This window comes from Sporosarcina sp. Y1009 (assembly GCF_057669865.1).
Genome location: NZ_JBYHFO010000004.1, coordinates 154,373 through 173,505 on the forward strand (window position 1 = coordinate 154,373; position 19,133 = coordinate 173,505).

Below are 19,133 nucleotides of genomic sequence, written 5' to 3' on the forward strand. Positions count from 1 at the left end.
ACTAGTAAACTTGGCTTTAACCATTAAAGGAGTGAGCAAGTAATGAGTGGAATTATTCACCGATCCAAAACTCGTCCAGTCCAAGTCGGTAATTTAACGATTGGCGGAAGTGATGAATTATTTATTCAAAGTATGACTACGACAAAAACTCACGATGTAGATGCTACTGTAAAAGAAATTTTGCGTCTTGAAGAAGCAGGCGTACAAATTATTAGAGTCGCATGTCCTGACGAACGTGCAGCTCTATCTATCGGCGCGATAAAAGCGCGTATAAACATACCGCTTGTCGTTGATATCCATTTCGATTACAAATTAGCGCTGATTGCAATTGAACAAGGAGCCGATAAAATCCGTATTAATCCCGGAAATATCGGACGACAAGCGAAAGTTGAAGCGGTAGTTAATGCTGCGAAAGCAAAAGGGATTCCGATTCGTATTGGTGTCAATGCAGGATCACTTGAAAGAAAAATTCTTGAAAAGTATGGCTACCCAACTGCAGATGGCATGGTTGAAAGTGCCCTTCACCATATAAAAATTTTAGAAGATCTTGATTTTCATGATATTATCGTATCGCTTAAGGCTTCCGATGTGGACCTTGCCGTTGAAGCGTATCTGAAAGCTTCTGCTGCATTCGATTATCCACTTCACTTGGGCATTACAGAGTCTGGGACGCAATTTGCGGGTACAGTGAAAAGTTCTGCAGGCCTCGGAGCATTACTTTCTGCGGGAATTGGGAATACACTTCGCGTATCACTAAGTGCGGACCCTATCGAAGAAGTAAAAGTTGGTCGTGAATTATTAAAAGTATTCGGCCTTTCGTCAGATGCGGCAACACTAATTTCTTGTCCTACATGTGGACGTATTGAAATTGACCTCATCACTATTGCGAACGAAGTCGAGGATTATATCTCAAACATCAAGGCGCCACTGAAGGTTGCAGTTTTAGGTTGTGCAGTTAACGGACCCGGTGAAGCCAGAGAAGCCGATATCGGTATCGCAGGGGCACGAGGAGAAGGACTCTTGTTTATGAAAGGTAAAACCGTTCGTAAAGTTCCAGAAGCAACTATGGTCGATGAATTAAAAATTGAAATCGATAAACTCGCTGAGGAGTATTTTGAAAAGAAACGACAAGAAGAGTTACTCTTAGAAACAGAAGGCGCAAAATGAGAACTTATCGATTTGGAATCGACATAGATGGAACTGTAACAACTCCTACTGCACTGTTACCACATATCAACAAGCAATATAATGTTGAGCTCGTTCTTGATGATATTAAAGAATATGATTTAACGAAAGCTTTCCCAGTAGATCCAGAACAATTTTACACATGGTACAAAACTGCAGAAGCAGCGATTTATGATTCATCCCCACCGCAAGCTTATGCTAAGGAAATATTGGAAAGTTGGTTACCACAATACGAATTATTTTATATTTCCGCTCGTGGTGAACATGTATTGGACACTACATTCGATTGGTTTAAGCGACAAGAAATTCCTTACGATCATATCGACTTAATTGGAAGTCATTATAAAATCGAAGCTGCAAAAAAGCATAATGTTCATGCTTTCTTTGAAGATAAGCACGATAATGCTGTGGATATTAGTGAAGAACTTAATATCCCTGTCATCCTATTTGATACACCGTACAACCGAAAACCCATTCCAAAAAGTGTTATTCGTGTCTATGATTGGCATGAAGCAAACAAATGGATTAAAGAACTATTTCCAGTTGAAACAACCGTTACAAAATAGAATAAGTATGTGAGGGAATAATAATCCTCTCACATACTTTTTTTGTTCGTATAATTTCAATGAAAACCTCTAGACTATGCACACGCCGGACATTTTCCATAAATCTCAAACTTATGCCCTTCAATTTCATAGCTAGGTAAGTTTACAGCAATTAAATCCATTGGACAATGAGGTATATTTCTAGTTTTTCCACATGTTGTACAAATAAAGTGGTGATGATGAACGCCTGCATCACAATGCATTCGAAAATGTCTTTCCCCTGATAAATCTGTTTCCTCCAAAATACCTAGTCCAGTAAAAGTGGATAAGTTTCGATAAATCGTATCAAAACTGATTCCTGGATTTCGGGCTCCCATAAAATCTTTTATCATGCCAGCAGTCAAGTAACGATCATTTTCCGAAAACAAATCCAATAATAGTTCTCTGTTTTTTGTTCGTTTCAATTGGTTTTCGCCGAGAATGCGCCAAGCTTCATCAAGGTTCATGTAACATCCCCCTCAACGATAGCGATATTTCGATCACCACGTATTTTTTTCCATGATAAAACTAGTAATAGTATGAAAACAGAGGTAACAACAATAGTTCCACCAGGTGCTAAATCTAAATGGAATGCAGAAAACAAACCAATCATCACAGCAATCTCTCCAAAGACAATGGAGTAAATCATGGCTGCTTTAAAACTCTTAGCGATTTGCATAGCTGCTGCAACTGGAACCGTCATTAATGATGAAACAAGTAATATACCAACGACTCTCATCGATGCACCAATGACAAGTGCAGTAATAATCATAAAAAACATTTCTATAAAACGCGCATTAATACCAGAAACCTTCGAATACTCCGGGTCAAAAGAGAGTACAAATAATTCTTTATAACAAATTCGAATATAAGAGATTACAATTACTGCAATGATAATGACGATTAGCAAATCTTGTCGACTTACAGCAGAAACTGACCCAAAAAGATAGCCGATTAAGTCAGAACCAAAACCTTTAGATAATGATATAAATATAGCCCCAAAACCGATGCCTGCCGACAAAATTACGGGAATAGCCAATTCTTCATAATGTTTATACATTCCTCTTAACTTTTCAATTAAAAGTGAGCCACCTACCGCTGAAGCAATTCCAAGATAAACAGGATTAAATGCTGCAAAAAATAGGACTTGTTGACTTAAATAAAGACTACCAGCAATTCCCGCCAGCGCCACATGACTAAGTGCATCCGCAATTAATGCCAAGCGTCGAACAACAATAAATAATCCTAGTAGTGGCGCAATTACCCCGATGATAATTCCAGATAAAAAGGCATTTTGTAAAAATTCATAAGTTAGTAAGGCATCAATCATGCTTCCGTCTCCTCTATATGTTGATGGACACGCCTAACTGGATGACCATACCATTTTGAAATATCTTCATCATCCATTTTTTTGAAATCCGATTGAATTCCATGAAAATGAATAGATCGATTTAAACAAGCGACATGTGTTGCTAAGTCAGTGACCAAATCGATTTCATGTGTGACCAATAAAATAGCAATGCCATGTTCACGATTCAATTTATTCAGCATAGAATAAAACGATTTCACATTTTGCTGGTCAATGCCCACAGTAGGTTCGTCCATCACTAAAAGTTTTGGATTTCCAACTAGTGCCCGTGCGATAAAAACACGTTGCTGCTGTCCGCCGGATAATTCTCCAATATTTTGTTTTGCATACTCTTCCATACCAACAACAGACAATGACTTTATTGCATTTTCTTCATCTTTTTTTGAGAAACTTTTAAATAACCCAGTTTTTCTAGTTAGTCCACTTCTTACAACCTCTAAAACTGTCGCCGGAAATCCTGAATTAAAAGAATTCGACTTTTGGGATACGTAACCTATCAGCTCACGATGTTGAAATCGATTTGCATCAAGTCCAAATAACTTTACCGAACCTCGATTAGGTTTTAATAAGCCAAGTATAATATTAATAAGTGTTGATTTTCCCGATCCGTTTGGACCAATCAAAGCCCAGAACTCACCTTCTTTTACGGAAAGGTCTATATTTTCAAGAACTGTTACCTGTTCATAACTAAAATATACATCGTCCAAATCAATAAGTGTGTTGTTTTTCATAGGGTGGTTCCTTTCTCTCTAATAGGAATGATTACGATTAATAATTATAATACAAGGTCGATCAGGATACAACCTTTAAAGAAAGAAGGATGAACAGATGGATTATGTGCAATTATTAAACGACTTGAAACAGAGTGATGATTATGAGTTAAAAAGCTTCGCAAGCACTTATGGAATAGAATTATCAACTTCCGAAGTTCGAGCATTGCGCCCTTTATTAGACGAGGTGTCATTTCATTGGGTATTTACAGGGATTCCTGAATTATTTATAAAAAAAGTTAGAATTGCAATAGGCGATCATAAAGCAGAACAATTATTGAGCATGTATTTTGATGCAAGACAGTAAGTTATCGTAAAGTTCATCATAATGCAATGAAAACCCGTCAACAACTTTCTGTTGACGGGCATCTTATTTTATACTTTTAATAATTCGATTTGATCTGGTTGAAATGTTTTGTTCTTCAACATCTCAATTTCAAACTTATAAGGTGCAACCTTATTTTTAGGGTCAGATCCAACAAAAGGAGTTTCTAAGATTTTTGGTCTATCATGGAATTCTGGATGATGAACAATATAACTGAGTGCATCAAATCCAATGTAACCAAATCCTAGGTTTTCATGCCGATCTTTCATAGCCCCACGTTCGTTTTTGCTATCATTAACATGAATAACAGAAATTCGATCTTTACCAACTATTTTGTCGAAAGTTTCGAGTACTCCGTCAAAATCATTAACAATATCATAACCTGAATCATGAACGTGACATGTATCAAAGCATACAGATAAGCGCTCATTATGTGTTACACCGTCAATGATTCTTGCAATCTCATCAAAGTTACGACCAATTTCAGTTCCTTTACCCGCCATTGTTTCGAGCGCAATGCGAACTGGTAAGTCCTGTGATAACACTTCGTTTAGGCCTTCAATTATTTTAGCAGTACCAGCTTCAACCCCCGCTCCGACATGAGCACCTGGATGAAGTACGATTTGGTTAACACCAAGTGCCGCAGTTCGTTCAATTTCTTTTTGTAAAAAATCAACGCCTAATTGAAAAGTTGCGGGCTTTGTTGTATTTGCAATATTAATAATGTAGGGAGCATGCACAACAATATTAGATATGCCGTTTTCTTGCATGTGCTTTAAACCCTCTTCAATATTCAACTCTTCAACAGGTTTTCTACGCGTATTTTGCGGGGCACCTGTATATATCATAAATGTTGTAGCACCGTAGTTAAGTGCATCTTCACTCGAACCTAATAGCATTTTCTTCCCACTCATCGAAACGTGAGATCCAAGCAATAATGGTTTTTCAGCTGTCATTTTTTACGCTTAATTCTCCTTTCACGTTTTTTAATATCTTCAATTTGTCTAGCCATTTTTTTCTTATAGCCTGGTTTTACTTTTTTAGGTTTGCGAACAAAAGCAATGGCTTTTTTATCAATATCATCCAATTGTTTTGTTCTATTCTTTCTTGCATGTCTTTCTTTAACTTCGGTCCATTCACCATTTTTCACTTCTTCATGAACAAATGGAATTCCCATCGCTTCAATTCGAATAACTTTATCTTCTTCGGAAGGATCGTACAAAGTAATAGCAGTCCCTTCAAGTCCTGCGCGTGCAGTACGACCGACTCTGTGGATAAAGAACTCTAATTCATCTGGTAATTCGTAGTTAATAACATGGCTGACGCCAGGAATATCTATACCACGAGCCGCTAAATCGGTCGCGACGATGTATTCGAAATCCAATTCACGAATTCTTTTCATCATTCTTGTTCGTTCACGAGGAGAAAGATCTCCGTGAATTTTCCCCACTTTAATACCTGATTCTGCCATAAAATCTGCCAATGCATCAGCATTTTTACGTGTATTTGTAAAAATAATTGCTAAATATGGCGTAATTCCTTCAAGTACTTGTAATAATTTTTTCTCACGTTGCATACCTCGGACTGGAACAAGGGAATAGCGCATGCCTTCTGTGAATGATTTTCGCTTCCCAATCTTTATATGTGCAGGCGATTCCATATACTTGTTTAAAAATGGTTTTAAATTCTCCGGAATTGTCGCAGAAAAAACATACATTTCTAAATCTGATGGCATTTTTGATGCAAATTTGTCAATATCTTCGATAAAGCCCATATCAAATGCCAAATCTGCTTCATCAATGACAAGCATTTTAGCTGTATGAATTAAAAGAGCGCCGTTTTCGACCATATAACTAATTCTACCAGGCGTTCCAATCACGATATGCGGATTTGATTTTAATCGACTTGCAGAACGATCTTTATCTGTCCCCCCGATTAAAAGCGATGATCGAATAGCTGTTGATTTCGTTATTTTTGAAAGTTCATCAAATAACTGAGTGGCTAATTCTCTTGTCGGTGCGACGACGACTGCTTGCACATTATCAGTTGCACTGACAGTTCTTTCGACAATTGGAATAAGGAAGCTATGGGATTTCCCCGTTCCTGTATGCGCTTGTCCAATTGCAGAAGTACCTCGAAGAATTAATGGAATAATTTCCTTCTGAATAGGTGTTGGACTTTCAAAGCCTAATTCTTGAATTGCTTCTCGAAGAAATGGCTGGAATTTATAATCTGTGAATTTCGACATAAATATGCCTCCTAACTTATCTTTATTGTACCACGAATCCGTGCCGCCGTATGTCTTTTTCGCATACGATATACTATGAAAGTCTATTTTTATTAGCGAAAGGAGATTTAAATTGAGATACGAATCCTTTTATCCCTTTTCCCGAGACCAATCAGCCCCCCCAAGACAACAGGGATTTGGAGGACCACCATTTTCCGGACAGCCAAATCAGTTCGGGCGCGCCAATAATCCATTTACAAACCCAAGACAAGGTCCTCCCCCACAAGGTTTTATGCCAGGACAGGAATCATCAAAAATCGACGGGTATATGCAAACAGCAAATCGTTTTTTAAATACAGCCCAACAATTCGCGCCTGTCGTTCAGCAGTTTGCACCTGTTGTTCAACAGTTTGCGCCAATGATGCGAAATTTACCAGCGATGTGGAAGTTGTATAAAGGTTTTCAATCTATGCCATCAGCCACTGGCAGCACAAGTCCTACTCCAGCCGCTCCGAGTGGCACAACGAGTGTAGCAAGAAACGTTCCCATCCCAACTGGTCCGCGTCCTTCTACACCAAGAATTTTCCAGCCGCCGTACCAATAACCTTTGTACAAGTGACTTAACTCCGTTATAATAGATATTAGAATCCTATTAGAGGAGTGAATTGGATGAAAGTGTTGAAGATTACCCCTAGAGGTTATTGTTATGGGGTTGTCGATGCAATGATCATCGCACGAAATGCAGCACTCGACAAAACATTACCAAGACCCATTTATATACTGGGAATGATTGTACACAATAAACACGTAACAGATGCATTTGAACAAGATGGTATCATCACATTAGATGGGAAAGATCGTCTAGAAATACTTGAGAAAGCTGATAAAGGAACGGTGATTTTTACTGCTCACGGCGTTTCTCCTGAAGTACGTGAACTTGCTAGAAAAAGAGGGCTAGTTTCTATAGATGCTACTTGTCCCGATGTTACAGTAACTCATGACTTAATCGGAAATAAGGTAGCAGAGGGATATGATATTATCTACATCGGCAAACGCCATCATCCTGAACCCGAGGGTGCGATTGGTGTCGCCCCAGGAAAAGTCCACCTTATTGAAACTTTAGATGATATTGAGAATCTTAATGTCGATAGTGAAAAACTACTCGTTACCAATCAAACAACTATGAGCCAATGGGATGTAGCACATCTTATGGAAGCATTAAAAGATAAGTATCCTCATATTGAAGCAGAACAAGAGATTTGTCTAGCAACTCAAGTAAGACAAGAAGCGGTTGCTGAGCAAGCAGGTGAAGCCGAGTTGTTAATTGTTGTTGGTGATCCTTTGAGTAATAACTCAAATCGCCTAACACAAGTATCAATCGAAATTGCTAACACACCTTCTTATCGCGTTTCTGACGTTTCAGAAATTGATATAAAATGGTTGAAAGACATAAAAACAGTTGCAGTTACCGCTGGTGCATCTACACCAACGATTGTCGTTCGTGAAGTCATCGCATTTCTGGACAAATTTGATCCACAAGATTCGTCAACGCACTACCCGGAAAAGAAATTCTTATTAGAAAAAATTCTACCTAAAATTAAAAATCCGAAACCCGTTGAACGAATCGAACCTTATGTGTAAAAATAAAACCGGTCACTTTCTAGCAAAGTGACCGGTTTTTTGTTTATATAAAAGTAAACGGTTCAGTATCAATCTCCGATTTAAGGAATGTAACTGCTAACTTTTCTTCCAAACATAACGCATTCATATAATTTGCAACACCGTCAATCATTACCTTTTCAACATGATGCCCCGGATCAACGATTGACAACCCTATTGCCTCTGCATCATGTGCAACATGATAATAAAGGTCTCCAGTTACGAAAACATCAGCACCACTTTTTTTAGCATCATAAATATACTTATTACCATCCCCACCCAACACCGCAACTTTTTTCACAAGTCTATTGGGATTACCAACGAAACGGACTGCTGGGACATCGAAAGCTTTTTTTACTTGTTCTGCGAACTCTATTAGGGTCAACGGCTTTTCTAATTGACCTACTCGCCCCAATCCCAATTCATTATGTGCCTGATCCAATTTAATTATATCGTATGCTGGTTCTTCATAGGGATGAGCTCGAAGCAGCGCTTGAAGTACATTATCTCGCAATTCATGCGGGACAATCACTTCAATTTTCACTTCATCTACCTCTTCTTCAATCCCGACTTCTCCAAGATATGGGTTAGCTTGTTCAAGTGGTGTAAAGCGACCCACACCGCTAGTTGTAAAGCTACAACCTTCATAATCCCCAATCGAACCCGCACCTTGCTCAGACATTGCTTTACGAACGGCAGCCGCATGTGTCTTCGGAGTAAATACGTTGATTTTATAAAGTGTCTCTTTATAGGTTGGCGCCAAAACTTTCGTTTCTCGTAAACCTAATTGAGCTGCAAGTAAATCATTGACACCACCGGGTGCAACATCTAGGTTAGTATGGGCAGCGTAAACAGAAATATCATTTTTAATACACTTTTCAATCACTTTTCCCTGGGGCGAATCAGTATTGATGTTTTTCAATGCACGGAAAATTGGTGGATGATGCGCAATAATTAAATTTGCCCCAACTTTAACAGCTTCATCAATAACCTCTTCATTAACGTCGAGTGTCACAAGAACTTTTTCTACTTTACGATTTAACTGACCGATATGCAACCCAACAGGATCTCCCTCAAGTGCATAATGTTTTGGAGACCACTTTTCAAATAACTGAATGATTTTATGACCATCAGCCTTCTTCATCGTTCTAACACCTTCTTTAGCATTGAGAGTTTTTTCGTTATGTCTTCTTTTTTCGCATTCCGTTCCTGGGTTTCAACTGCATTTTCAAGTGACTTTAGCACAAGATGTATTTGCTTGATTTCATCTTCCCATTTTTCATGAAAAACCTCATTTTTCTGCGTTAGAAGAAATGGTCCAACTAATAATTCGAGCTCATTATACGTAATTTGTCCTTGTTCTAACACCAGAATTTCATAAATCTTTTTATCTTCCTTCAAAATTTCTTCAGCGACTATTTTCCAATTGTTTTTAACTGCCCATTTACGAATAGCTTTTGCATGTAAATTTGGCTGCAGAATTAGACGTCGGACACCTTTCAAGCGATTCTTTCCTTGTTCTAAAATTGTTGCAATAAGCGAGCCACCCATTCCAGCAATTGTTACTGTATCAATTCCATCATTTTCGTCAATCGCATAAAGACCATCAGCTAATCTAACAGTTATCCTGTCAGCAACGCCGCGACTGTCAACAGAGTTTTTTGCAGTTTCAAAAGGTCCACGGATCACCTCACCTGCCACAGCTTTCTCTACAATTCCTTTTTGAATTAAATAAATTGGTAGATAAGCATGGTCACTTCCGATATCAGCGACTACAGAGCCTTCGTCTACATAAGAAGCAACTGTCAATAATCTCTCGGATAATTTAATAACTGACATTATAATCAACTCCTTTTCTTAACTTTCAAAAGAAAAAGCCATCTGCCAACAGATAAGTTCTGCAGACAGATGGCTTTTTTAACTACATAAATTATTCAAGTGATAAAATATAATCTGCCAATTGATCAACTTGGTCAGCTGGCACAAGGCCTCCTGGCATTACTGTACCAGGTACTCCGTTTTGAATAATATCGACAAGCTCTCCTTTGGAAAGTTCAGTTCCAACTAAACCAGGAGCTGCTCCGCCCATTCCACCAGTTAAATCCCCACCATGACAGCTAATACATTGGCCGAGTGCGACTTTAGGGTCGAAATCTGCTACATCAGTTTCTTCAGTAGTATCCCCATCAGTTTCTTCAGCATTTTTAGCGATTTCTTCTTTTTGCTCAATTCCATATAGAGACATAAAGAAAATAAGACCAATTCCAAGTGAGAAAATCAAGAGAAAAGGAACAATAGGATTTTTCATTAAATTACCCTCCTTCTTCAGAATCAATTCTGTAAAGATAACAGTATCCATTTAATATTGTACTGTATCACCTGGAAAACTGAAAGTGATTTACTACAATTCTTACTTTGTTTGTGACAATTTCGACAAAAACGGCCTTATTGACAGCCGATTAGTCGGGCAATCACCATACGTTGAACTTCGGAAGTACCTTCTCCAATTTCTAAGAGTTTAGCATCTCGCATAAATCTTTCTACTTCATATTCTTTCATATAACCATAACCGCCATGGATTTGTATCGCTTGATTTGCGTTTTCCATTGCAATTTCTGAAGCATATAATTTACACATAGCTGCTTCTTTTGTAAAAGGACGCCCCTGATCTTTTAACCATGCTGCTTTATACACCATGTTTCGAGCAAGTTCGATTTTCAAAGCCATGTCTGCCAATTTAAATTGTGTAACTTGAAACTGTGATAAAGTTTTACCGAATTGTTTGCGTTCTTTCGAATATTGTAAGGCTCTGTCATAAGCTGCTTGTGCTATCCCTACAGCCATAGCGCCTATCCCGATACGTCCACCATCCAATGTAACTAAGAACTGCTTAAAACCTTCACCACGCGCACCTAGAAGGTTTTCTTTTGGTACACGAACATTATCTAAGACAAGTTCTGTTGTATTAGAGGCATTCAACCCCATTTTGTCATAATTATCAATAACCGTAAATCCTTCAGCATCAGTTGGTACGATAATTGCACTAATTTCTTTCTCGCCATTGTTCGTGCCTGTAATAGCAGTTATCGCTAGATGTTTAGCATGACTAGCATTCGTAATATATACCTTAGATCCGTTAATAACAAATTCATCACCCTCTAAAACAGCTGTCGTTTGCGTCCCCCCCGCATCCGAACCTGCATTTGGTTCAGTTAATCCAAATGCGCCAAATGATTCCCCCGAACAAATTGGCGTTAAATACTTCTCTTTTTGATCTTCGTTTCCAAACAGATTAATCGGAGCCCCGCCAAGTGAAATATGTGCGGAGTATGTAATCCCAGTCGATGCACATGCACGACTTAGTTCTTCTGTTACGATTGCAAAACTCGTTGTATCCGCGCCGCCACCACCGTATTTTTCAGAAAACGGTAACCCCATAATTCCCATTTCTGAAAGCTTTTTAAAAACATCTACTGGAAATGCTTTTGTGCGATCACGTTCAATTGCCCCAGGTGCTACTTCTTGATCCGCAAATTCTCGAATCATCTTCTTAATCATTTGTTGTTCTTCTGTTAAATCAAAGTTCATTGTATCCATCCCCTTTTCGTAAACGCTTACATCTATAATTATACCGAATAATCTAAGAGAATCCCAACTATTTGTAGTTTTACTTAATTTAAAAAGCATTGGCTAAGGTAGCCAATGCTTTTTAAATGGTTTTTATTCTAGAAAATCTTTTAGGCGTTTACTTCTTGATGGATGTCTCAGTTTACGAAGTGCTTTTGCTTCTATCTGACGAATTCTTTCTCTAGTTACACCGAATACGCGGCCAACTTCTTCCAACGTGCGCGTTCTGCCGTCATCTAAACCAAAGCGTAAGCGTAAAACATTTTCTTCTCTATCTGTTAATGTATCGAGAACATCTTCTAATTGTTCTTTTAATAGCTCATAAGCTGCATGATCTGAAGGTGATTGAGCTTCAGAGTCTTCGATGAAATCACCCAAATGAGAATCATCTTCTTCCCCAATAGGCGTTTCAAGTGATACCGGTTCTTGAGATATCTTTAAGATTTCACGAACTCTTTCTGCTGTTAGTTCCATTTCTTCTCCAATTTCTTCAGGGGAAGGTTCGCGGCCCAAGTCTTGTAATAATTGTCTTTGAACACGGATTAGTTTGTTAATGGTTTCAACCATGTGTACAGGAATACGAATTGTACGTGCCTGGTCAGCAATTGCACGAGTAATTGCTTGACGGATCCACCAAGTTGCATACGTACTGAACTTAAATCCTTTTGTGTGGTCGAACTTTTCTACTGCTTTAATTAAGCCCATATTCCCTTCTTGGATAAGATCCAAGAACAACATACCCCGGCCAACATATCGTTTAGCGATACTGACAACTAATCGCAAGTTTGCTTCTGCAAGTTCTTTACTTGCTTCTTCATCACCTTCGATGATCCGTTTAGCAAGTGCGACTTCTTCATCGCCTGTTAGTAAATTTACACGACCAATTTCTTTTAAATACATACGAACAGGATCATTAATCTTTACACCTGGAGGTACGCTTAAATCGTTTAAATCGAGTTTAGAATCATCTATCACTTCTTTAGGCGTAGTTTTACTTGCCTCTTCTTGCTCATCTTCTGAATTACGATCCATTTCAATCCCTTGCGCTTCCAATAAATCAAGAAACTCTTCAAATTGGTCCGGTTCTATTTCATATTGTGAAAGTTTTTCTGTAACCTCATCAAGTGTAATTTCACCTGTTTTCTTTCCTGCTTCCAATAATTGCTCTTTAACTTCTTTAATTGTTAGTTCTTCTTTCATACCTGCAGATAATTCTTTTTTACTCATCTTACCCGTTCCTCCTCCTAACACCGGATACGGCTACATAGCCTATAATGTTTTCCGGAGCTGTATAATATCCCTGGCCAGCTCCAGCGCCCGGGTATGATCATTGTTTTTCTCAGCTTCTTTGGATTCATGTAATTTTTTTTGAATTTCTAATCCAATACGATATTTTTCCAAATGCCTTATGCAATCTACAATTTCCGCTTCTGAATGCTCGGAATTCCACTCAGTCATCGCCGCTTCAAGAACGATTTCCCTCAAACTGCGGTCTTCTAGCGATTCCGCAAACCTATGAAAATCAGGCATGCCATGTTCTTCATAAAATCCGGCAAGACGTACGAATACTGCTGAATAATCTTCGCCAATAAAAATATCTCTATTTTCTTTTTGAATGCGGTCAAACAAAGAACCATCATTCAGCAGATGAAATAATAATAATCGCTCTGCTCGTTGTGTTTCTGAATGGACTCGCTTTGGTATCATTTGTTCAGTTCTATTGTTGTTATCAGGAAGAGCGACAGGTTCTGATTTCGCTTGTCTTGCCCGATTTCCTGCCATTTTCATAAATTGCTGAGAAATTGCTTCGACTGAAACATTTGTTTCTGTAGAGAGTTGTCGAATGTACAAATCTCTTTCAACCGGAGAATTGCGTTTAGCTAGTTCTTCAAGAACCTCATGTATAAATTGCAATACATCATTTTCAAACGATAAGTTCTTTGAGCGCTTTGCATATGCCATGATAAAGGACATATAGGAATGTGGATTGCCGATAATTTTATCTCGAAATGCTTGTCCACCATATTCCATAATATAATCATCTGGATCCATATTTGATGGAAGAATGGCAATTTGCACATCAAACCCATTTCGTGAAATCATACTAGAAAATCGTTTAGCCGCTTCCCAGCCAGCATTATCGCCATCGCAACATATAATGACTTCTTTAGCGATACGTTTCATTTTAATAAGATGCGCATCGGATAAGGCTGTCCCCATAAGTGCTACACTGTTTTTAATATCTTCACGATCTGCTGAAATTGTATCCATAAAACCTTCAAACAGTATTACTTTACCCGTTTTCCGAACATTAAGACGTGCATTGTGCAAATTGTACAACATTTTATTTTTTTCGAAAATAGGACTTTCTGGACTGTTAAGATATTTTGCTATTTCTTTGTCTTCATTTAAGGTTCTACCTGAAAATGCAATCACGTTTCCATTATCGTCATGTAGCGGAAACATAATACGTCCACGAAACCTATCAAAAAAACCTGTTCCATCATCTTTCATGATGCATAATCCGGCCTTTTCCATTTCCATCATATTAAAACCTTTACGATGCAAGAGTGATGAGAGTGCTTCAAATTCATCAAGTGACCATCCGATTCCATGTTTTTCGATATCGAGTCTTGTAAACCCTCTATTTTCAAGATATTCTAGTGCTTTTTCTCCTTCTATTGTATTTAAGAGTAGATGACTATAAAAATTTGCCGCAAGAGAATGTGCTTCTACCATATGTTTAAACTCATTACGCGGCTTCGATTCATTAATTGCTTGACTTACGCTTGGATCTATTTCTAAACCCGAACGTTCTGCCAGTTTTATCACAGCATCAGTAAATGGTCGGTTTTCAATATCCATTACAAATGTAATGGCATTACCGCTGGCACCACATCCAAAGCAATGAAAAAGTTGTTTATCTTCAGTAACTGAGAATGAAGGTGTACTTTCTCCGTGAAAAGGGCAAAGTCCAAACCAGTTCTTCCCTCTTTTTGTAAGTTGCACATGTTCCCCGATCAAATCTACTATGTCAGTCTTCGAACGAACTTCTTCAATTAGTTCTTCAGATAGTCTTGTCATAATCTCACCATCTTCTACTCTGTATACTTATGTTCTAGACTCTCTTTAAAAATCCTTCTTTTTTCGACAATTTCCTTATAAATACTCGGAAATTATTATTCTACACTATTTTCAATAATATACAAACCGTTTACATCGCCCATAAAAGAAGAACCTATCCTATTATGGTAGGTTCTTCTTCATTATTTACTTCGATATGAATATTCGTCAATGATTACATTGGCAGTTTCTTCAACGGCTCGACTTGTTACATCAATAACTGTACATCCTATCTTATCGGTTACTTCTTTAAAATGCTCTATTTCTGCTTGAATTCTATCTAATTGTGCATAATTCGCATCATCACGTAAACCAAGTGCGATAAGTCGTTCTTTTCTAATCTGGTTTAATTTTTCGGGCGAGATAATTAAGGCGAAACACTTTTTTGGATCAATCATAAATAATTCTTCTGGTGGATCGACTTCTGGAACGAGCGGCACATTAGCTACTCGGTAACGTTGATGTGCCAAGTATTGAGATAATGGTGTTTTTGAAGTTCTTGAAATGCCGATCAATACAATGTCTGCTTTTAAAATGCCTCTTGGATCTCTACCATCATCATATTTAACGGCAAATTCAATTGCCTCAATTTTTTTAAAGTAATCATCATCTAGTTTTCTAACCAACCCAGGCTCTTCCATTGGTTCCTCATTCAGTTGAATGCTAAGTTGTTCGACTATAGGACCAAGTAAATCTATGCATGTAATTTCTTTCTTTTCACATTCAGCTTTAATTCTTTTACGCATTGAACTTTTTACTAACGTATAGACGACAACTGCATCTTGTTCTTTAGCTAAAAATACAATTTCCGCTAACTGTGTTTCATCTTCAATATGTGAAAATCGTTTTAATCTAACTGAGTCAAGACCTCTTCCAAACTGACTTGCTGCAGCTTTAGCAACTAGTTCAGCGGTTTCCCCGACCGAATCAGAAACGATAAACATTGTAAGTTTTTTCATATAGTCCTCCTTATAGTTCATGATCGTCTGCAAGTGATAAGAATGCTGCAGTCATATTTGTTTTTGTAATTCGACCAACTATTTCTAGACCTGCATCAGTTTCATTGATAACTGGAAGAGAATCAATCTGCTTATCGATCATTTTTCTAGCTGCATGTAAAAGTGTGTCGGATTTTTGGCAATAAGTGATATTTGGCATTCTGGTCATTATTATATGAACAGGTACTTTTTCTATTTCATTGTTTCCAATACATGATCTTAGTAAGTCTTTTCTAGAAAGGACCCCAATTAGACATGAATTCTTATCTACTACAAACAATGTCCCAACATCCTCTAGAAACATTTGACAAATCGCATCATATGCAGACAATTCTTCGGTCACAACAACAGGGATAGATTGAAAATCTCCAACTTTCATAGCATTAATACTATCTGTTAAGGATTTTACCGGTTTTTTACCTGAGAAAAAATACCCAACTCGAGGCCTTGCATCTAAATAACCTGCCATTGTCAAGATAGCTAAGTCCGGCCGTATGGTTGCTCTAACTAAATTTAATCGTACAGCAATCTGTTCGCCTGTAATCGGACCATTTTCTTTAACAATTGCAAGAATATCATTCTGTCGTTTATTAAGTTCCATAGGTCACCGCCTTACGCGTATAATTCAAAAAGTGAAACTTCAAGTTTTGGGAGGAAATATAATCTTCATTCTAACCGTATCATTTAGTTAAACCAATTGGACGATTTTAACTTCACATTTGGATTTTCACGATACTTTAATACGTGATCAATCTAAATAACCATTATTATGTAATGTAATCTACTCGCTTATTATATATGATGAGGCCAACTATTGCGAAGAAATTGGAACCATGATACACTAAATGAGAATTAAATAAGCGTTGACAGGTTAATAAGTAATGTCTATATCAAAGCGAGTTGGGATAGTGCAAGCCAACGTTGACATGAAAAGGCAACCTTGAGCTATGTATTTTCCAAGAGGGCTGATGGATCTTCAAATCAGCCAATCGGGGTGGAACCGCGGGTCATTATGCACTCGTCCCCGGACTTTATGTCCGGAGACGAGTGCTTATTTTATTTTGAAAGGATTGTTGTCATTATGGAGAAAATAGTAAATTTAGCGAAAACTAGAGGATTTATCTTTCCTGGTTCAGAGATTTATGGAGGTCTTGCAAATACCTGGGATTATGGTCCGCTAGGTATTGAACTAAAAAATAACATTAAAAAAGCATGGTGGCAAAAATTTATTCAAGAATCACCATATAACGTTGGCCTTGATGCTGCGATACTAATGAATCCAAAGGTTTGGGAAGCCTCAGGTCATACTGGTAATTTCAACGACCCAATGATTGACTGTAAAAAATGTAAAACTCGACATCGTGTAGATAAACTAATTGAGGATGCATTGGATGCTAAAGGTATGGAAATTGTCGTTGATGGTTTGTCATTTGAAAAAATGAACGAATTAATCGAAGAACATAATGTTGTATGTCCAACTTGTGAAGCTATGGATTACACAGAAATCCGACAGTTTAACCTAATGTTTAAAACATCTCAAGGTGTTACTGATTCATCTGCAAATGAAATCTACTTACGCCCAGAAACTGCTCAAGGCATTTTTGTAAACTTTAAAAATGTGCAACGTTCAATGAGAAAAAGAATGCCATTTGGAATCGGTCAAATCGGGAAAAGTTTCCGAAATGAAATAACACCTGGGAATTTCACTTTCCGTACGCGTGAATTCGAACAAATGGAGTTAGAATTCTTCTGTAAACCTGGCGAGGATAATATGTGGTACGAATATTGGCGCGACTTCTCCAAAGACTGGTTGCTCAGCCTCGGATTGACAGAATCCAATATGCGATTACGCGAGCATAATGAAGATGAACTTTCACACTACTCCAAAGGAACTGTTGATATTGAATACAAATTCCCGTTTGGATGGGGAGAGCTTTGGGGGATTGCGAACCGGACTGACTTTGATTTAAAACGCCATATGGAGTTTTCAGGCGAAGACTTCCATTTTCAAGATCCAATTACGAATGAGAAGTTTGTTCCATATTGCATCGAGCCTTCACTTGGTGCGGACCGTGTAACATTAGCATACTTAACTGATGCGTATCATGAGGAAAAACTTGAAGGTGACGATATGCGAACAGTGATGAAATTCCATCCAGCAATCGCACCTATCAAAGCTTGTGTCTTGCCTTTATCGAAAAAACTATCCGATAGTGCTGAGAAAGTTTACGCTGAGTTACGTAAGCACTTCGCAGTTCAATATGATGAATCACAATCAATTGGTAAAAGATACCGAAGACAAGATGAAATCGGTACACCTTTCTGTATTACATATGACTTTGATTCTGAAGAAGATCATAAAGTTACAGTAAGACATCGTGATTCAATGGAACAAGTACGCATGCCAATTTCCGAAGTAAAAGATTATATTGCTAAGCATTTAGAATTCTAATTGATGTGAAAAACCCCGTGAGAAGAAGTTTCAACTTTTCTCACGGGGTTCTTTTTTGGATAATAATTCAGGAGTCGATTCAAGTTGATCGATAAAGGACCTTGTTTTAAACCAAATTCCAAGTTGTTCATCGTAAACCGTTTGTACAATTTTCTTCATAAACTTTTTCGTTTCTTTTTTTAATGTTAAGTTTCCTACACGGCTAATTGGTACTGTATAAAATGTACGGATCAGTTTTAACTGGTTAGGTGTGATGCGGATTAAATGAGAATCCATAGAAAAACATCGGTGACATAGAAAACCGATTTGTTGAAAAGAAAATCCGAACTCGCCTTCTGTTGCACGACAATTCACACATTCATGAAGAGTTGGATGAATACCGCCAACAGGTAGCATCTTCCATTCGACAAACAATGAAATAGCCTCAGGGTCGTATCCTTCATTCATCGCTTGCAAGGCATCGTACAATAACTCATAGACGCCAAGTATACGTTCATTATCCTCAGTCATCCTATCAATCATTTCAACAACATAACTGGCATATGCAGTTGTCTCTAAATCCTCAAGAATATGACGCATTGATTCAATTTGTTCTCCTTGAGAGAGTGTTCCCATTCCGCGACCTTTTCGTATTAGATAAGATCCGTGCGTGAACGGCTGTGTGACAGCAGCAAGTTTGCTTCTCGGTTTTTTTGCACCACGGGCCATAGCTGTTACTTTGCCAGCTTCCTTTGAGAGCAAAGTAACAATTTTGTCGGACTCACCGTAAGGAATCGATCTTAAAACGATAGCTTCCCATTTATTCAGCAAGCGC

Annotated in this window: 20 protein-coding genes; 6 read left to right on the forward strand and 14 right to left on the reverse strand. The window is 38.0% G+C overall.

What is annotated here, in order from left to right; translation table 11 throughout:
- Positions 1-42: 42 nt before the first annotated feature.
- Positions 43-1,167, forward strand: a complete 1,125-nt coding sequence (ispG, locus tag AC25Y1_RS06825) for a flavodoxin-dependent (E)-4-hydroxy-3-methylbut-2-enyl-diphosphate synthase (protein WP_488147208.1) — start codon at positions 43-45, stop codon at positions 1,165-1,167.
- A complete protein-coding gene (locus AC25Y1_RS06830) occupies positions 1,164-1,751 on the forward strand; it encodes a hypothetical protein (protein WP_488147209.1) in 588 nt (195 codons plus the stop codon). The genes ispG and AC25Y1_RS06830 overlap by 4 nt, the downstream gene beginning before the upstream one ends.
- A 74-nt stretch (positions 1,752-1,825) precedes the next feature.
- Here the strand turns inward: AC25Y1_RS06830 and AC25Y1_RS06835 are convergent, their stop codons facing one another.
- From AC25Y1_RS06835 to AC25Y1_RS06845, 3 genes are read right to left on the reverse strand one after another with little or no spacing between them, the layout of a single operon-like run.
- Positions 1,826-2,236: a Fur family transcriptional regulator gene (locus AC25Y1_RS06835; protein ID WP_488147210.1), complete on the reverse strand. Its 411-nt coding sequence runs from the start codon at positions 2,234-2,236 to the stop codon at positions 1,826-1,828.
- Positions 2,233-3,099 carry a metal ABC transporter permease gene (locus AC25Y1_RS06840; RefSeq protein ID WP_488147211.1) on the reverse strand — a complete coding sequence of 289 codons (867 nt, stop codon included), beginning with the start codon at positions 3,097-3,099 and terminating at the stop codon, positions 2,233-2,235. The genes AC25Y1_RS06835 and AC25Y1_RS06840 overlap by 4 nt, the downstream gene beginning before the upstream one ends.
- Entirely contained in the window at positions 3,096-3,869 is a 774-nt protein-coding gene (locus AC25Y1_RS06845) for a metal ABC transporter ATP-binding protein (RefSeq protein ID WP_488147212.1), read from the reverse strand. The genes AC25Y1_RS06840 and AC25Y1_RS06845 overlap by 4 nt, the downstream gene beginning before the upstream one ends.
- Before the next feature lie 97 nt (positions 3,870-3,966).
- Between AC25Y1_RS06845 and AC25Y1_RS06850 the strand changes: the two genes are divergently transcribed.
- Positions 3,967-4,215, forward strand: coding sequence for a hypothetical protein (locus tag AC25Y1_RS06850; RefSeq protein ID WP_488147213.1), 249 nt, complete (start codon positions 3,967-3,969; stop codon positions 4,213-4,215).
- A gap of 68 nt (positions 4,216-4,283) precedes the next feature.
- Here the strand turns inward: AC25Y1_RS06850 and AC25Y1_RS06855 are convergent, their stop codons facing one another.
- Both AC25Y1_RS06855 and AC25Y1_RS06860 read right to left on the reverse strand, forming a co-directional pair.
- Positions 4,284-5,189: a deoxyribonuclease IV gene (locus tag AC25Y1_RS06855; protein WP_488147214.1), complete on the reverse strand. Its 906-nt coding sequence runs from the start codon at positions 5,187-5,189 to the stop codon at positions 4,284-4,286.
- Positions 5,186-6,481 carry a DEAD/DEAH box helicase gene (locus tag AC25Y1_RS06860; protein WP_488147215.1) on the reverse strand — a complete coding sequence of 432 codons (1,296 nt, stop codon included), beginning with the start codon at positions 6,479-6,481 and terminating at the stop codon, positions 5,186-5,188. Before AC25Y1_RS06860 ends, AC25Y1_RS06855 begins: the two co-directional genes overlap by 4 nt.
- Before the next feature lie 112 nt (positions 6,482-6,593).
- Here AC25Y1_RS06860 and vrrA point away from each other — a divergent pair, with 112 nt between their 5' ends.
- Together vrrA and AC25Y1_RS06870 are read left to right on the forward strand one after the other, a co-directional pair.
- Positions 6,594-7,064, forward strand: a complete 471-nt coding sequence (vrrA, locus tag AC25Y1_RS06865) for a VrrA/YqfQ family protein (RefSeq protein ID WP_488147216.1) — start codon at positions 6,594-6,596, stop codon at positions 7,062-7,064.
- Positions 7,065-7,129: 65 nt separating this feature from the next.
- On the forward strand, positions 7,130-8,101 hold the full coding sequence (locus AC25Y1_RS06870) for a 4-hydroxy-3-methylbut-2-enyl diphosphate reductase (protein ID WP_488147217.1): 972 nt from the start codon (positions 7,130-7,132) through the stop codon (positions 8,099-8,101).
- A 43-nt stretch (positions 8,102-8,144) separates the two neighbouring features.
- Here AC25Y1_RS06870 and AC25Y1_RS06875 read toward each other — a convergent pair whose 3' ends face one another.
- From AC25Y1_RS06875 to ccpN, 8 genes are all read right to left on the reverse strand, one after another.
- Entirely contained in the window at positions 8,145-9,263 is a 1,119-nt protein-coding gene (locus AC25Y1_RS06875; RefSeq protein ID WP_488147218.1) for a Nif3-like dinuclear metal center hexameric protein, read from the reverse strand.
- Positions 9,260-9,958, reverse strand: coding sequence for a tRNA (adenine(22)-N(1))-methyltransferase (locus AC25Y1_RS06880; RefSeq protein WP_488147219.1), 699 nt, complete (start codon positions 9,956-9,958; stop codon positions 9,260-9,262). The genes AC25Y1_RS06875 and AC25Y1_RS06880 overlap by 4 nt, the downstream gene beginning before the upstream one ends.
- 91 nt (positions 9,959-10,049) lie before the next feature.
- Entirely contained in the window at positions 10,050-10,427 is a 378-nt protein-coding gene (locus AC25Y1_RS06885) for a c-type cytochrome (RefSeq protein ID WP_488147220.1), read from the reverse strand.
- Positions 10,428-10,564: 137 nt separating this feature from the next.
- Positions 10,565-11,707 carry an acyl-CoA dehydrogenase family protein gene (locus AC25Y1_RS06890; protein ID WP_488147221.1) on the reverse strand — a complete coding sequence of 381 codons (1,143 nt, stop codon included), beginning with the start codon at positions 11,705-11,707 and terminating at the stop codon, positions 10,565-10,567.
- A 132-nt stretch (positions 11,708-11,839) separates the two neighbouring features.
- Complete coding sequence (gene rpoD, locus AC25Y1_RS06895) at positions 11,840-12,973, reverse strand: RNA polymerase sigma factor RpoD (RefSeq protein ID WP_488147222.1); 1,134 nt, start codon at positions 12,971-12,973, stop codon at positions 11,840-11,842.
- A gap of 42 nt (positions 12,974-13,015) precedes the next feature.
- A complete protein-coding gene (dnaG, locus tag AC25Y1_RS06900) occupies positions 13,016-14,830 on the reverse strand; it encodes a DNA primase (RefSeq protein WP_488147223.1) in 1,815 nt (604 codons plus the stop codon).
- A 182-nt stretch (positions 14,831-15,012) separates the two neighbouring features.
- A complete protein-coding gene (locus tag AC25Y1_RS06905) occupies positions 15,013-15,828 on the reverse strand; it encodes a pyruvate, water dikinase regulatory protein (protein ID WP_488147224.1) in 816 nt (271 codons plus the stop codon).
- A 10-nt stretch (positions 15,829-15,838) separates the two neighbouring features.
- Positions 15,839-16,468 carry a transcriptional regulator CcpN gene (ccpN, locus tag AC25Y1_RS06910; RefSeq protein ID WP_488147225.1) on the reverse strand — a complete coding sequence of 210 codons (630 nt, stop codon included), beginning with the start codon at positions 16,466-16,468 and terminating at the stop codon, positions 15,839-15,841.
- Between the two features lie 480 nt (positions 16,469-16,948).
- Here ccpN and AC25Y1_RS06915 point away from each other — a divergent pair, with 480 nt between their 5' ends.
- Positions 16,949-18,319, forward strand: coding sequence for a glycine--tRNA ligase (locus AC25Y1_RS06915; protein ID WP_488147226.1), 1,371 nt, complete (start codon positions 16,949-16,951; stop codon positions 18,317-18,319).
- A 30-nt stretch (positions 18,320-18,349) separates the two neighbouring features.
- Here the strand turns inward: AC25Y1_RS06915 and recO are convergent, their stop codons facing one another.
- Positions 18,350-19,129: a DNA repair protein RecO gene (gene recO / locus AC25Y1_RS06920; protein WP_488147227.1), complete on the reverse strand. Its 780-nt coding sequence runs from the start codon at positions 19,127-19,129 to the stop codon at positions 18,350-18,352.
- Between the last annotated feature and the right edge of the window lie 4 nt (positions 19,130-19,133).